Source organism: Stenotrophomonas sp. YJH_SMC_33 (assembly GCF_059372295.1).
Genome location: NZ_JCAFVJ010000002.1, coordinates 432,379 through 447,649, shown reverse-complemented (window position 1 = coordinate 447,649; position 15,271 = coordinate 432,379). Strand labels below are relative to the sequence as shown.

The following is a 15,271-nucleotide window of genomic DNA, read 5'->3' as shown; positions in this document are numbered from 1 at the left end:
CCCGCGCTGCCCAGCCGGCGCAGCGGACGTGACATCCCTCATGACGCATGTCACGCCCGCGTCATGTGACAGACGCGGGCGTGTCACGCAACCGTTATGGAATGTGCACCGAAACGTCGGGCAACCGCCCTTCGACCACCACCCCAGGAGTCTCCCCGTGATCCACGCCTTCAAGTCGCGCGCCGCTGTCGCCATCCTGGCTGCATCGTCCGTGTTCGCCGCCAACGCCGCCGATATCACCGGCGCGGGCGCATCGTTCATCTACCCGGTCATGTCCAAGTGGTCGGCCGACTACAGCGCCGCAACCGGCAACAAGGTCAACTACCAGTCCATCGGTTCCGGCGGCGGCATTGCCCAGATCAAGGCCAAGACCGTTGATTTCGGCTCCTCCGACGCGCCGCTGAAGCCGGAAGACCTGGCTGCTGCGGGCCTGGCGCAGTTCCCGTCGGTGATCGGCGGCGTGGTGCCGGTGGTCAACGTGGCCGGCATCGCGCCGGGCGCGCTGAAGCTGGACGGCGCCGTGCTGGCCAACATCTTCCTGGGCAAGATCAAGACCTGGAACGACCCGGCCATCGCCGCGCTGAACCCGGGCGTGACCCTGCCCAACGCCAAGGTCACCGTCGTGCATCGTTCGGACGGCTCGGGCACCACCTTCAACTTCGTCAATTACCTGTCCAAGGTCAGCCCGGAGTGGAAGAGCTCGGTCGGTGAAGGCACCTCGGTGCAGTGGCCGGCCGGCATCGGCGGCAAGGGCAACGAAGGTGTTGCCGCCTATGTGAAGCAGATCAAGGGCGGCATCGGCTATGTCGAACTGTCCTACGCGCTGCAGAACAAGCTCTCCTACACCGCGATGAAGAATGCCGCCGGCAAGTTCGTGCAGCCGAGCGACACCTCGTTCGCTGCCGCTGCCGCCAGTGCCGACTGGGCCAGCGCCCGCGACTTCTACCTGGTGATGACCAATGCGCCGGGCGCCGAGTCCTGGCCGATCACTGCCACCAACTTCATCCTGGTGCAGAAGACGCCGAAGAATGCTGCCAATGGCAAGGCGACCCAGGAATTCTTCCGCTGGGTCTACAAGAACGGCGATGCCCAGGCCCGCCAGCTGGACTACGTGCCGCTGCCGGACAGCCTGGTCCGCCAGATCGAGACCTACTGGTCGCAGAACCTGAAGTAAGCGCGTTCCCCCGCAGGAACGGGGGCGGCGGGTCCTCTCTCCCCCGCCGCTCCCACCCGGGCGCGAGATCCTCGAGATCTCGCGCTCTTCTTGTTCTTGGGGATGCGCCTGACTCTGTAGAGCCGAGCCACGCTCGGCTGCGCTCTGGAGCGTGCGGACCAACGGTCCGCAGCTACCGAGGGCAGGGAACAGCCGAGCGCGGGCTCGGCTCTACCTTGCCCCGACCGTCATATCGGTGCGCAGATCGGGGGTTTCCGGGCACCTGCCGGATCGGCGCCAATCCTGTGAAACCCTTGTCAGAACGTGATCCAGGGCACCTCTGTCATGGTCGTAATACGGCTGTAACAAAAACATCATTTCATAGCCGCATCCGCCGACCACGTCGGCTCTTCCCCGCTATGGAGTGACCATGAAACTGCACTCGGCCGGCCTTGCCGCCCTTTCCCTGGCCATCGCCCTGGGCCTGTCGGCCTGCGGTGGCGACAAGCAGGCCGCGCAGCAGCCGGCTACCGACGCTGCCGCTGCCCCGGCCGCTGCCGGTGCCAAGGTGACCGCCGAAGTGTCCGGTGCCGGCGCGTCCTTCATCTTCCCGCTGGTCTCCAAGTGGTCGGCTGACTACAACGCCAGCACCGGCGCCAAGATCAACTACCAGTCGATCGGCTCCGGCGGCGGCATCGCCCAGATCAAGGCCGGCACCGTCGACTTCGGTTCGTCCGACAAGCCGCTGAGCAGCGAGGAGCTGGCCCAGGCCGGCCTGGCGCAGTTCCCGTCGGCCATCGGCGGCGTGGTGCCGGTGGTCAACATCGAAGGCCTGGAAGCCGGCAAGCTGCGCCTGAGCGGCGCCCTGCTGGCCGACATCTTCCTGGGCAAGGTCAAGACCTGGAACGACCCGGCCATCGTCGCCGCCAACCCGGGCGTGAAGCTGCCGGATGGCAAGATCACCCTGGTCCACCGTTCGGACGGTTCGGGCACCACCTTCAACTTCTCCAACTACCTGTCCAAGGTCAGCCCGGAGTGGAAGAGCAAGGTCGGCGAAGGCACCTCGGTGCAGTGGCCGGACGGCGTCGGTGGCAAGGGCAATGAAGGCGTCGCGTCCTACGTGAAGCAGATCAAGGGCTCGATCGGTTACGTCGAACTGGCCTACGCGCTGCAGAACGGCATGCCGTACACCGCCATGCAGAACGCGGCCGGCAACTGGGTCGAGCCGAGCGCGGAAACCTTCGCCGCCGCGGCCGCCAGCGCCGACTGGGCCAGCGCCAAGGACTTCAACCTGGTCATCACCAATGCCCCGGGCGAGCAGGCGTGGCCGATCACCGCCACCAACTTCATGCTGATGCAGAAGAAGCCGAAGGATGCCAAGCGCAACCAGGACACCCTGGCCTTCTTCAAGTGGGCCTTCGAAAACGGCCAGGCGCAGGCCAACGAACTGCACTACGTGCCGCTGCCGGCCGAACTGGTCAAGCAGATCGAGGCCTACTGGGCGACCGACCTGAAGTGATGGACACGACGGTGCCCGCCCCGCGCGGGCACCGCTTGTTCCACGCCGTGCCGCCCCGCCCCTTCCTGGCCCAGCCGTCCCCATGAATGCCATCGCCCAGCCTGTAGCCGCCCCGTCCACGCGTGATGCGCGTGATGCCCGCAACGACACACTGTTCCGATGGGTGCTGGTCGGCACCGTCATCTTCGTCCTGATCGCCCTGGCCTGCGCCGCGCTGTCGATGCTGTGGGGCGGTCGCCACGCCCTGCAGATGCAGGGCCTGAGCTTCTTCTTCTCCGCTGACTGGAATCCGGTCGAAAACAAGTTCGGCGCTCTGGCTCCGATCTACGGCACCCTGGTCACCGCCGTCATCGCGATGGTCATCGCCGTGCCGGTCAGCTTCGGCATCGCCTTCTTCCTCACCGAAGTCGCGCCGCGCTGGCTGCGTGGCCCGGTCGGTACCGCCATCGAACTGCTGGCCGGCATCCCGTCGATCATCTACGGCATGTGGGGCCTGTTCGTGCTGGTGCCGGTGATGACCGAGTACGTCACCCCGTTCCTCAACGAGACCCTGGGCGAATGGCCGGTGATCGGCCCGATGTTCCAGGGCCCGCCGCTGGGCATCGGCATGCTCACCGCCGGTTTCGTGCTGGCCATCATGGTCATTCCGTTCATCTCCTCGGTGATGCGCGAAGTGTTCCTGACCGTGCCGACCCGCCTGAAGGAATCGGCCTATGCGCTGGGCTCCACCAAGTGGGAAGTGAGCTGGGACATCGTCCTGCCCTACACCCGTTCGGCGGTCATCGGCGGCATCTTCCTCGGCCTGGGCCGCGCGCTGGGCGAAACGATGGCGGTGGCCTTCGTGATCGGCAACAGCGTGCGCCTGTCGCCGTCGCTGCTGGAACCGGGCACCACCATCGCTGCGCTGATCGCCAACGATTTCGGTGAAGCCACTGAAACCTACCGTTCGGCCCTGCTGCTGCTCGGCTTCGTCCTCTTCATCGTCACCTTCGTGGTGCTGGCCATCGCCCGCCTGATGCTGATGCGCCTGTCCCGCAAGGAGGGCAACTGATGTCCACCACCGCTGATTCGCTGTACCTGCGCCGCCGCATCGGCAACGTCGTTGCGATCACTGCGTCCTGCGCCACCGCCCTGTTCGGCCTGTTTTTCCTGGGCTGGATCCTGTTCACCCTGGCTGCCAAGGGCCTGGCCGGCATCAACTGGGATCTGTTCACCAAGATGACGCCACCGCCGATGCAGGACGGTGGCCTCGCCAACGCCTTCTTCGGCAGTGCCGTGATGTGTGCACTGGCCATCGGCATCGGCACCCCGCTGGGCGTGCTGGCCGGCACCTGGCTGGCCGAGTATGGCAACGCCCGCAAGGCCGGCACCGTGGTCCGCTTCGTCAACGACATCCTGCTGTCGGCGCCGTCCATCGTGCTGGGCCTGTTCGTCTACACGCTGTATGTAATGCAGACCGGCGGCAATTTCTCGGCGTTCGCCGGCGCCCTGTCGCTGGCCTTCATCGTGCTGCCAGTGGTGGTGCGCACCACCGACGAGATGCTGCGCCTGGTGCCCTCGCAGATGCGCGAAGCGGCCCTGTCGCTGGGCATCCCGCAGTGGAAGGTGATCGTGCAGGTGCTGTACCGCAGTGCCTCGGCCGGCATCATCACCGGCATCCTGCTGGCGCTGGCCCGCATCTCCGGCGAGACCGCTCCGCTGCTGTTCACCGCCTTCGGCAACCAGTACTGGAACAACAACATCTTCCAGCCGATGGCTTCGGTACCGGTGGTGATGAACCAGTTCGCCGGCAGCCCGTACGAATCCTGGCAGGTACTGGCCTGGGCCGGTGCCCTGGTGCTGACTGTCTTCGTGCTGCTGGTCAGCCTTGCCGCCCGCGGCATCCTGCTGCGCAACCGTATCTCCCATGACTGACCTTTCCGTGGACAACGCCATGAACGACCTTTCCAACGCCGTGCCGATGCAGCGCATCGCCGTGCCGTCCTCGCACGAGAGCCTGCACACACCGTCGCCGGTGAAGCTGGCTGCGCGTGGACTGGACTTCTACTACGACAAGTTCCACGCCCTGAAGGGCATCAACCTGGAAATTCCGGAAAAGCGCGTGACCGCGCTGATCGGTCCTTCCGGTTGCGGCAAATCGACCCTGCTGCGCATCTTCAACCGCATCTACGCGCTGTACCCGAAGCTGGAAGCGCGCGGTGAAGTGCTGCTGGACGGCGAGAACATCCTGTCGCCGAAGTACCCGATGAACCGCCTGCGCAGCAAGGTCGGCATGGTGTTCCAGAAGCCGGTGCCGTTCCCGATGACCATCTTCGAGAACGTGGCCTATGGCATCCGCCACCACGAGAAGCTGAGCAAGGCCGACATGGCCGACCGCGTCGAGCAGGCACTGCGCCAGGGTGCACTGTGGGACGAAGTGAAGGACAAGCTGGGGCAGAGCGCGCTGGGCCTGTCCGGTGGCCAGCAGCAGCGCCTGTGCATCGCCCGTGCCGTGGCGCTGCGCCCGTCGGTGCTGCTGCTGGACGAGCCGACCTCGGCGCTGGATCCGATCTCGACCAGCCGCATCGAGCAGCTGGTGGAAGAGCTCAAGCACGAGTACACCATCGTCATCGTCACCCACAACATGCAGCAGGCCGCGCGCGTTTCCGACTACACCGCCTTCATGTACCTGGGTGACCTGATCGAGCACGACCGCACCGAAGTGATCTTCTCGCAGCCGTCGCAGCGGCAGACCGAGGACTACATCACCGGTCGCTTCGGCTGATCGACGCTGATCCTTCGCCACATGTCCCAGCCAGGCACGGCCTGGCTCCACCCGGATTGCAGACCATGAACCTTCCCAACGACCACATCGTCAAGAGCTACGACGAAGAGCAGCAGCGCCTGGTGGCCGAAATCGTGCGCATGGGCGAGATGGCCGTCGCCCAGCTCGAAGCGTCGATGGACGTGATCGAGAAGCGCGACGAGAACGCCGCCCATCGCATCATCGCCAACGACGAAGCCATTGATGCGCTGGAGCAGCAGATCAGCCATGACGTGATGCGCCTGGCCCTGCGTGGCCCGATGGCGCGCGACCTGCGCGAGATCCTCGCTGGCCTGCGCATCCCGGCCGACATCGAACGCATCGGCGACTATGCAGCGAACGTGGCCAAGCGTTCGATCGCGCTGGGCAAGGTGCCGCCGCTGCCGCAGATCCAGGGCCTGCGTGCGCTGGGCCGCCTGGCCGCGCAGCAGGTCCGTCGTGCCATTGCCGCCTACCGCGACAATGACGCCGACGCCGCACTGGAACTGCGCGAGGACGACGCCCGCCTGGACGCACAGTACACCGCGCTGTTCCGCGAGCTGCTGACCTACATGATGGAAGACCCGCGCAACATCACCCCGTGCACGCACCTGCTGTTCATGGCCAAGAACCTGGAGCGCGTGGGCGACCACGCCACCAACATCGCCGAGAACGTATGGTTCCTGGTGCACGGGGAGCAGCCGCTGCCGCCGCGCGAGAAGCGCGACGAGACCTCCAGCACCGGCCAGCCCTGACGCTGCACTGCAACACCGGAGTCGACTCCAAGGTGGCCGCTGTCCTGGTGACAGCGGCCTTCTTGTTTCTGGGCGTTCCGGCGATTCATCCACGCATGGCGTGGATCCACCGGGAACCGTGTTCCCCTTCTGTAACAAACCTCACGAAAATTTGAGGTCTTGGCGAGGATTCGTTGAGTAGGATCGCTGCACCATCGTTTCCACCGGCATCCCTGCCGGCCACCCGGGCACCCGCCCACACCACCCAGGAGCACGACCGATGAGCAGTTCCAACAAGACCCTGTCCCTGCTGACTGCTACCGCCCTGGCCGCCGGCCTTGGCATCACCGCCAATGCCTCGGCGCTGAGCATGAGCGACCTGGCCCAGGGCTATCTGGTGGCTGGCCAGGCTGCCAAGGCCAGCACCGATGCCAAGGGCGCCGAAGCCAAGACCTCCGCAGAGGCCGCCAAGCATGCCGAAGGCAAGTGTGGCGCAGATGGCAAGTCCGCCGAAGGCAAGTGCGGCGCCGACAAGGGCAAGGCTGCCGGTGCGGCAGCAGGCGCCAAGGCTCAGGCCGGCGACAAGAAGGCCGCCGAAGGCAAGTGTGGCGAAGGCAAGTGCGGTGGCAAGCACTGAGGTCCGCGCCAGCATCGCCAACCTGCGGTCGCCGCTTCGTGCGGCGGCCGTCGGGTTGGGGCTGCGCCGGGCGCTGTTGCAGGAGCTGCGCGATGCACCGGCTAGCGATTTCGATTTCCTCGAATGCGCGCCGGAGAACTGGATCCATGTCGGCGGCCCCGCCGGTGACGCACTGGCCGAGCTGGCACAGCGCCATCCGCTGAGCTGCCACGGCCTGTCCCTGTCGCTGGGCGGCACTGCGCCACTGGATACGCAGCTGTTGGAGCAGGTTGGCCAGTTCCTGGAAAAACACCGCGTGCCGCTGTACAGCGAACACCTGAGCTACTGCAGCGACGACGGCCACCTGTACGACCTGCTGCCGATCCCCTTCACCGATGAAGCGGTGCGCCATACCGCCGCACGCATCGCCCGCGTGCAGGACGTGCTGGGTCGCCGCATCGCGGTGGAAAACGTGTCCTACTACCTGGCACCGGAACCGGCGATGGACGAACTGGCCTTCACCAACGCCGTGCTTGCCGAAGCCGACTGCGACCTGCTGCTGGACGTCAACAACGTCTACGTCAACGCCTGCAACCACGGTTACGACGCCGACGCGTTCATCGCTGGCCTGCCCGCAGACCGCATCGTCTGCCTGCACGTGGCCGGGCACCTGGACGAGGCACCGGATCTGAAGATCGATACCCACGGCAGCGCGGTGATCGACCCGGTCTGGGAGCTGCTGGCACGCACCTATGCGCGCATCGGCGCTCGCCCCACCCTGCTCGAACGCGATTTCAATTTCCCGCCCTATGCCGAACTGCGCGGCGAACTGCAGACCATCCGCCGCCTGCAGGCCGTACACGCGGAGGCGGCATATGGCTGATACCCCCGCCACGCTGCGTGCGCAGCAGCACGCATTCACCGCCTTTCTGCGAGATCCCCAGGGCGTGCCGCCACCGGGCGGGCTGGAGCCACGGCGCGTCGCGGTCTACCAGCGGCTGCTGTTCAACAACCTGCTCGGCCTGTTGAGCAACGGCTTTCCGGTCTGCGTGCGCCTGCTCGGCGTATCAGCCTGGAGCGGACTGGTGCGCCACTACTTCGCAACCCATCGCTGCCAGACGCCGCTGTTCACCGAACTGGCCGCCGAATTCGTGCAGTGGCTGCAGGCACAGCCGCAGCTGCCACACCCTGCGCTGGCCGAACTGGCCCACTACGAGTGGGTGGAAACCGCGCTGTACCAACTGGACGCCGAACCGCTGCCGGTCGTAGCGGACATCGACCCGCTGCGGGTGCCGCTGCAGCGCTCACCGCTGGCGTGGCCGCTGCTGTACCAATGGCCGGTGCACCGCCTCGGCGCCGAGGACGCACCTACCCAGTTGCCGGCCGAGCCGACCGGCCTGCTGGTGCGTCGCGAGGCCGATGGCGAGGTGCGCTTCGCCGTACTCAGCCCGCTGGCGGTGTACCTGCTGTCCAGCATCGGGGAGCAGCCCGGCCTCGATGGACATGCCTATCTGAAGCAACTGGCCGCCGCGCATGACCTGGCCGAACAGGCGCTGGCCGAACCCGGTGCCGCGCTGCTGCAGCAGTTCCTGCGGGCCGGCGTGATCGGCCCTTTGACCGCACCTGCCTGACACCTCCCTTCCCCGCCCCGGAGATGCACCGATGAAGCTCCCGCCCCTGGCCACCGCGCGTGGCCAGCTGGACCGTCTCGCCCCCTGGTTGGCCCCGCTCGGCCTGCGGCTGCTGCTGGCCTGGGAATACTTCGAATCCGGCCGCGAGAAACTGCAAGGCCAGAACTGGTTCGCCGATCTGCAGGACGCCTTCCCGTTTCCGTTCAACCAGCTCCCCGCTGCCCTGAACTGGCAACTGGCCACCTGGTTTGAACTGCTCGGCGCAGCCTGCCTGCTGTTCGGTTTTGGTACCCGTTTTGCCGCTGCCAGCCTGCTGGTGCTGACCGTGGTGGCCACCTACGCCGTGCACTGGCCGATGCAATGGAACTCGCTGGGCGACCTCGCGATGGGGTATGCGATCAGCGACCAGGGCTACGGCAACTTCAAGCTGCCGGTGCTGTTCATGGCGATGCTGCTGCCGCTGGTCTTCACCGGCGCAGGCAGGCTGAGCGTGGATGCGTTGCTGTGGCCGTGGCATCCGTCGGGTACGACGGCACGTCCCGCGGTCCGGTAGATCCGACCTTGGTCGGCGCATCGCGTGCCAACCAAGGCTGGCACCTACCGGGTTCTGCCACGGTGGCGGGCATGGGCTGCGTGGCCGGGCGCCCAGGGTCGCTCTGCTAGAATTCACGCATGACCGACCCCATTCCCGCACCTGCCGCCGCTCCCGATTCCGCAGTATCCCAGGCGCAGCGCGCGATGTCACAACGCTTCCGCGGTTTCCTGCCGGTGGTGGTGGATGTGGAAACCGGCGGCTTCGACAGCCAGCGCAACGCGCTGCTGGAAATAGCCGCAGTGCCGATCGAGATGGACGAGAACGGCCTGCTGTACCCGGGCCAGACCGCCAGCGCCCATGTAGTGCCGGCCGAAGGCCTGGAGATCGACCCGAAGTCGCTGGAAGTGACCGGCATCATCCTCGACCATCCGTTCCGGCTGGCCAAGGAAGAAAAGGCCGCACTGGACCACATCTTCACCCCGGTGCGCGCAGCAATGAAGAAATACGGCTGCCAGCGCGCGATCCTGGTCGGCCACAACGCCCATTTCGACCTTGGCTTCGTCAACGCCGCCGTGGCCCGCACCGGTCACAAGCGCAACCCGTTCCATCCGTTCAGCGTGTTCGACACGGTCACCCTGGCCGGCATCGCCTACGGGCAGACCGTGCTGGCGCGCGCCGCCACGGCCGCCGGGCTGGGCTGGGATGCCAACGAGGCACACAGCGCGGTGTATGACACCGAACAGACCGCGCGGCTGTTCTGCACCATCGCCAACGCCTGGCCGCGGTAAGGCAGCCAACGGCGCAACCGCATCCACGCAGTGCGGACCAACGGTCCGCACCCACCACTCACCGCACGGTAGATCCACGCCACGCCTGGATGGGATCAACCAATACTCGTACGATCGCGGCCATCGCTCTTGGCGCGGTACAGTGCGCGGTCTGCGCGCTGGTACAGCAGCGCCGGGGTGCGGTCGTCGGCATCCAGCTCCACCAGGCCCGCGCTGAAGGTCACGCGCAGGCCTTCCACACCGGCCCAGTCCGGGTGGTCATGGAACAGGCCGCGCAGGCGTGCGCACAGCTGTGCGGCCTCTTCCAGGCGGGTGTCGTTGAGCAGCAGCGCGAACTCTTCACCGCCGGTGCGCGCCGGCAGGTCCGAATCGCGGCAGGCCGCAGCGATCAAGCGCGCCACCTGCACCAGCACGGCATCGCCGATGCTGTGGCTGTGGCGGTCGTTGACGTCCTTGAAGTGGTCGATATCCAGCACCACCAGGCACAGTGGATGACCACTGCGCTGCGAACGGGCGAAGTCGCGGGCAAGGGTTTCGTCGAAGGCGCGGCGATTGGGCAGGCCGGTCAGTGCATCCTCGCGGGCCTGCCGTTCAAATGCCTCAGCCTGGCGTGCCAGGCGCTCGGCCAGTTCGGTCTTTTCCTGGTTCAACGCCTGCAGGTGCACGGTCTTGGCCTGCAGGTCGAAAGTTGCTTCGTCCACCCGACGGGCCAGGCGCAGGTTGCTGGCCTTCAACTGCTGCAGCAGCAAGCGGTACAGCGCCACCAGCCCGGCCAGCAGCACCAGTGCCCCCAGCACCTGCACGCTGCGTCGCTGCCACCAGAACGGCTCCACGGTGAAGCTCCACACCGCCTCCTGCTGGCCCCAGCTGCCACCGGGATGTGCCGCCGCCACGTGCAGGGTGTATTCGCCCGGCGGCAGGCCGACGAACTCCACGCTGCGCTGCGGGCCGCGCTCGACCCAGCCGGCATCAAGCCCATCCAACCGCGTGCGGTAACGGATCCGGTCAGACATCAGGTAGCTCAGGCCGACATAGCTGACCGCCAGGCGGCGGCCACCGGGAATGGCGTTGCGATCCGGTCCTTCCCAATGCACCGGCGCGCCATCCACCTGCACGCTCTCGATCGCGGCGGGCGGCGATGGCCGCTCGCGGAAGCGCTGCAGGCGCTGCGGATCAACCGTGCTCAGGCCACCGGCAGTCACCACCCAGAACGTGCCGTCCTGGCGCAGGATCGCCGAAGGCCCAGAGCTGCCGTTGGCCTGCGCATTGGCCATGCCGTCGATCTCGTTGTAGCGCTCCACCATCACCCGGGGTGCTCGGCCATCGGCCACCGCGTTCAGGGTAGCCATGTCGGTGCGCAGCACGCCTCGGTTGCTGCTGACCCACACGTTGCCAAGACGATCAGGCACCAGCTGGAACACCGCGTCCACCGGCATACCCTGCTCGAGCCCCACCCGCGCCAGCATCCCGTTCCGCCAGCGGTACAGGCCACGGTCGCTGCTGATCCACATCGCGTCGCCCAGCTGGTGGAAGCCGAACACGCTGCGGCCACCGCCCATCGGCGCGAGGTCGATCGACTGCACGTGGTCGCCGCGCAGCACGCGGATTCCCTCGATGGTGCCGATCCACAGGTTGCCCTGATGATCGTGCTCAAGCGCGGTGATCAGGCCGCCGGGCATGCCCGCCATGCTTGATACCTGCACACGGTCGCCGTCGATGCGGACCACGCCCTTCTGCGTGCCGGCCCAGACCACGCCCTGCGGGTCTACGCTGATCGCGCGGATGTTGCCGCCCGGCATGCCATCGGCAGCGGCGTAGTTGTGCCGCAGCCGGCCGTCGGGACCAAGACGGTAGACGCCATCGCCGAACGTGCCGACCCACAGGTCACCGTCCGGTCCCTGCGCCAGGCTGAGCACCGAAGGTGCCTTGCCACCGCGGTTGTGCAGGGGCATCGCACGGAAGCGGCCGTCGGCCGTCTGCAGATCGAGGCCGCTGGCGCTGCCCACCCAGAGCTGGCGGTCGCGGTCCTCGAACACGGTGCGCACATAGTCGCCACTGAGCCCATCGCGCTCGGTGTAACTGCTGAACAGCGTTTCGCGCAGGCGGTACAGCCCGCCGTTGGCGCCCACCCAGATGCTGCCCTCGGCGTCCTCGCGCAGGCTGACCACGCGTCCGCCCGGCAGGTTCAGGCCCGCCGGCAGCCGCTCCAGGCCATGTGCGGAGATGCGCAGCAGGCCTTGGTTCTCGGTGCCCAGCCACAGGTCACCATGGCGATCCTGCAGCATCGAGGTCATGTGCAGCTGTCCCGGCAGACGGTGCATCAGCACCAGCTGGTCATCTTCCACCCGGTACAGGCGCTCGCCGGCGACGATCCACAGCGCACCATCCGGCGCACGGTAGGGCCATGAAAGACCACTGCCGGCCCCCAGTCCCCAGGCTGCGGGCGCGCGTTTGAGCACGCCGTCGTTGTCGCGCAGCACCAGCCCGTCCAGCGTACCGACCCAGACCCGGTCCTGCGCATCGACCACCAGCTTGGTGAAACTCATCGCCATCGGAAGGTCCGCCGCCGGCGCCTGGTAGACGATGCCATTGTCCGGTGTCAGATAGCCGATGCCCTTGCCCTCGTACAGCAGCCACAGCCGGCCCTGGCTGTCCATCTGCATGGACTGTATCAGCACCTGCGGCGTATCGGCCTGGTGCTCCCAGACGCGCCACTGGCCATCGCTGCCACGGTGGCTGACGTTGCCGCGCGAATCACTGATCCACAAGCCACCCTGGCGGTCGACGAACAGCGCGCCGATGCCGTTGTCGCGCAGGCCCGGGCGGGTGCTGCGGTCGAACACGGTGAAATCCAGGCCGTTGTAGCGCACCAGGCCTTCCCAGGTCGCGAACCACAGGTGGCCTTCGGGGGTCTGCGCGATGTCACGCAGCGAGTTGTGCGGCAGGCCATTGCGCGAGGTCCATACATCAATGGCATAGTCGCGCAGCGGCGGCGCCCCTTCCTGCGCAGCCACCGGCAGCGCGAGGGCCAGCAGCAGGCACAGCAGGCCCTGTCGCAGCCATCGACCGATATCTGATCCGCGGCGCTCCGCCCAGCGCCGGATGTCCCCCTGTGCGGCCATCAGTGCAGCGGCGGCGGCCAGGCAGGGCTGCCGTGCCTGGCAGCGTGCGGGAACGGCCGGGCAGCGCGGAGCGGCATGCCGGCGGGAACGGGCTGGCTCATCGGGGGGGTACTGGGAAGTTGGGCAGATGATAGGCCAAAGCCGGCCCACCGCGTCACCATCGCCAGCTGCGAAGGCTCAGCCGGCGCGCCCCGGCGGCGTCACCTGGGCGCTGGCCGGCCACTGCACCACCGCCTCCAGCCCGCCTTCGGCACGGTTGCGCAGCCACAGCCGCGCCCCATCCTTCTCGGCCAGGGCGCGGGCGATGGTCAAGCCCAGCCCGGCCCCGCCGGTCTGGCGCGAACGCGAGGTTTCCACCCGCACGAAGGGATCAAACACCGCCTCCAGCTGCTCCTCGGCCAGGCCCGGGCCATCATCGGCCACCACCACGGTGATCGCACCCCCACTGCGCTCGACCCGTACCCGCGCCCGTTGCGCATACATCACCGCATTGTCCACCAGGTTGGAGAACAGGCGGTGCATGGCCAGCGGGCGCAGCATCAGCACCGCCCCGCTGCCGCCTTCGAAGACCACATCGGCGCCGCCTTCGGCGGTGTCCTCGACAATGCTCTCCAGCAGCGAATCCAGGTCCAGTGCTGCACGCTGCTCGGCACTCTCGGCACTGCGGGCCAGCTCCAGGCCCTCGCGCACCAGTGCCTGCATCGCGGCCAGATCGCCAATCAGGCGCTCACGCAGGGCCTCGTCGCTGACATTCTCCAGCCGCAGCCGCAGCCGCGTCAGCGGCGTCTGCAGATCGTGGGTGATCGCTGCCAGCATCTGCGTGCGCTCGGCCAGGTGCCGCTGCAGCCGGTGCTGCATGGCGTTGAAGGCTTCGGCGGCGCGCTGCACTTCGCGCGGCCCGCGCAGCGGCAAGGGATCGCGCTGCAGGTCGTCGCCCAGGTCTTCGGCGGCAGCGGCCAACTCCTGCAGCGGCGCGCTTGCAATGCGCGCGACGATATAGGCCAGCACCGCGATCGCCAACACCAGCAGGGTCAGGAACCACGGGTCAACGGCGAGGATGCCGTTGTGCGCTACCGCCGGCGAATCCAGCGCCAGCTTCAGCAGCGTGCCATCGGTGAGCGTTACGTCCACCGCGCGGCACTTGGGCGGAATGAACGCCGGATCACGCTCGCGCGGGTGCTTGCGATGCCCGGGCGGCGGCGGCGGCAGCAGTTCCTGCAGCTTGGGGATGCAGGAGCGGAATGAAGCGAAGTGCACGTGAGCGCGTGCGACCGGGCCTGGCCGGTCATCCAGCACTTCCATCAGAGCTGTATCGGCCCGCCCCAGGCGCGCGCCGGGTTGCAGGGCGCGGACGCTGGGCCCACCGATCTCGAGCAGGCGCTCGCGCAGTTCCGGATTGCCGTCCAGCAGGTTGACGTAACCCTGCAGGCGGTCGGCGATGCGGTTCAGGTTCTGCCGCTCGAACTCCTGCTGCCGCTTGGAGGTGGCGAGCATGGTCGCGCCGATCGCGGCCACGCTCATGCCCAGCAGCAGGATCACGAACAACCGCCCGACCATCGAGGACAGGAAATGGCGCAGGCGTTTCATCGCGGCCTATTCCAGGTTCACCGAGGAGGCCAGTACATAGCCTTCGTTGCGAACGGTCTTGATCAGCCCATCCGGGCCACCGTCGTCGCCCAGCTTGTTGCGCAGCCGGCTGACCTGCAGATCGATGGCACGGTCCTGTGCCTCGTAATTGCGCCCGCTGCTGAGCGCGACCAGCTGCTCGCGCGACAGCACTTTGTTGGCATGGGCAATGAACACCCGCAGCAGCCGGAACTCGGCGCCGGACAGCACCACCACGCGGTTGTCCGGGTCAACCAGATGGCGGTGTTCCAAGTCGAACACCCAGCGCGAGAAGCGCGCACGGCGAATCGCCAATGGCTCCAGGTTGGCCGGCAGCGCCTCGGTCCGGCGCAGCACATTGCGGATGCGCGCCAGCAGCTCGCGCGGCTCGAACGGCTTGGCCAGGTAGTCATCGGCGCCCATCTCCAGGCCCAGCACGCGGTCAATCGGCTCGGCACGAGCCGTCAGCATGATCACCGGCGTGTTCGAGCGCGCGCGCAGGTCGCGGCACAGGGTCAAGCCATCCTCACGCGGCAGGTTGAGGTCGAGCACGATCAGGTCCACGTGCTCACGGTCCAGCAGCTGGCGCATGGCGGTGCCATCAGCCGCCGTGCTCACCTGGTAGCCGGCGCGGCCGAGCTGCTCGGCCAGCAGGGTGCGGATGTCATTGTCGTCGTCGACGATCAGCAGTCGATGCATCGTGTTTTCAGTCTCCATGTCGCGATCATCCCGTGTCGGCAGCTGAACCGCATCCGGGGCAATGCGTACCAGTGTATCCACCGATGG

Annotated in this window: 14 protein-coding genes; 11 read left to right on the top strand and 3 right to left on the bottom strand. The window is 67.2% G+C overall.

Annotated elements, in window-relative coordinates; genetic code table 11:
- Positions 1-157: 157 nt before the first annotated feature.
- From pstS (AC5P9W_RS05875) to rnt, 11 genes are all read left to right on the top strand, one after another.
- A complete protein-coding gene (gene pstS, locus AC5P9W_RS05875) occupies positions 158-1,174 on the top strand; it encodes a phosphate ABC transporter substrate-binding protein PstS (protein ID WP_019659077.1) in 1,017 nt (338 codons plus the stop codon).
- Between the two features lie 409 nt (positions 1,175-1,583).
- Complete coding sequence (gene pstS / locus AC5P9W_RS05870; RefSeq protein WP_019659078.1) at positions 1,584-2,672, top strand: phosphate ABC transporter substrate-binding protein PstS; 1,089 nt, start codon at positions 1,584-1,586, stop codon at positions 2,670-2,672.
- 82 nt (positions 2,673-2,754) lie between these two features.
- Entirely contained in the window at positions 2,755-3,723 is a 969-nt protein-coding gene (pstC, locus tag AC5P9W_RS05865; RefSeq protein ID WP_019659079.1) for a phosphate ABC transporter permease subunit PstC, read from the top strand.
- Complete coding sequence (gene pstA, locus AC5P9W_RS05860) at positions 3,723-4,586, top strand: phosphate ABC transporter permease PstA (RefSeq protein WP_005415894.1); 864 nt, start codon at positions 3,723-3,725, stop codon at positions 4,584-4,586. Before pstC ends, pstA begins: the two co-directional genes overlap by 1 nt.
- Before the next feature lie 19 nt (positions 4,587-4,605).
- Positions 4,606-5,436, top strand: a complete 831-nt coding sequence (gene pstB / locus AC5P9W_RS05855; RefSeq protein ID WP_005408788.1) for a phosphate ABC transporter ATP-binding protein PstB — start codon at positions 4,606-4,608, stop codon at positions 5,434-5,436.
- Between the two features lie 65 nt (positions 5,437-5,501).
- Positions 5,502-6,209: a phosphate signaling complex protein PhoU gene (phoU, locus tag AC5P9W_RS05850; RefSeq protein WP_005408787.1), complete on the top strand. Its 708-nt coding sequence runs from the start codon at positions 5,502-5,504 to the stop codon at positions 6,207-6,209.
- 259 nt (positions 6,210-6,468) lie between these two features.
- On the top strand, positions 6,469-6,825 hold the full coding sequence (locus tag AC5P9W_RS05845) for an HvfA family oxazolone/thioamide-modified RiPP metallophore (RefSeq protein ID WP_058979473.1): 357 nt from the start codon (positions 6,469-6,471) through the stop codon (positions 6,823-6,825).
- Positions 6,812-7,687 (top strand): HvfB family MNIO-type RiPP peptide maturase, encoded by an 876-nt coding sequence (locus AC5P9W_RS05840; RefSeq protein ID WP_058979472.1) that lies wholly within the window; start codon positions 6,812-6,814, stop codon positions 7,685-7,687. Before AC5P9W_RS05845 ends, AC5P9W_RS05840 begins: the two co-directional genes overlap by 14 nt.
- Complete coding sequence (locus AC5P9W_RS05835) at positions 7,680-8,435, top strand: HvfC family RiPP maturation protein (RefSeq protein ID WP_111097779.1); 756 nt, start codon at positions 7,680-7,682, stop codon at positions 8,433-8,435. Before AC5P9W_RS05840 ends, AC5P9W_RS05835 begins: the two co-directional genes overlap by 8 nt.
- Positions 8,436-8,466: 31 nt before the next feature.
- Positions 8,467-8,988 (top strand): HvfX family Cu-binding RiPP maturation protein, encoded by a 522-nt coding sequence (locus AC5P9W_RS05830; protein ID WP_021204120.1) that lies wholly within the window; start codon positions 8,467-8,469, stop codon positions 8,986-8,988.
- Positions 8,989-9,173: 185 nt separating this feature from the next.
- Entirely contained in the window at positions 9,174-9,758 is a 585-nt protein-coding gene (gene rnt / locus AC5P9W_RS05825) for a ribonuclease T (RefSeq protein WP_005408782.1), read from the top strand.
- 95 nt (positions 9,759-9,853) lie between these two features.
- On the opposite strand, the gene AC5P9W_RS05820 is transcribed toward rnt, so the two are convergent.
- The 3 genes from AC5P9W_RS05820 to AC5P9W_RS05810 form a co-directional block, all read right to left on the bottom strand.
- A complete protein-coding gene (locus AC5P9W_RS05820; protein ID WP_111097780.1) occupies positions 9,854-12,880 on the bottom strand; it encodes a ligand-binding sensor domain-containing diguanylate cyclase in 3,027 nt (1,008 codons plus the stop codon).
- A 177-nt stretch (positions 12,881-13,057) separates the two neighbouring features.
- A complete protein-coding gene (locus AC5P9W_RS05815; protein WP_021204122.1) occupies positions 13,058-14,467 on the bottom strand; it encodes an ATP-binding protein in 1,410 nt (469 codons plus the stop codon).
- Between the two features lie 6 nt (positions 14,468-14,473).
- Positions 14,474-15,202, bottom strand: coding sequence for a response regulator (locus AC5P9W_RS05810; protein WP_019659087.1), 729 nt, complete (start codon positions 15,200-15,202; stop codon positions 14,474-14,476).
- Positions 15,203-15,271 lie beyond the last annotated feature (69 nt).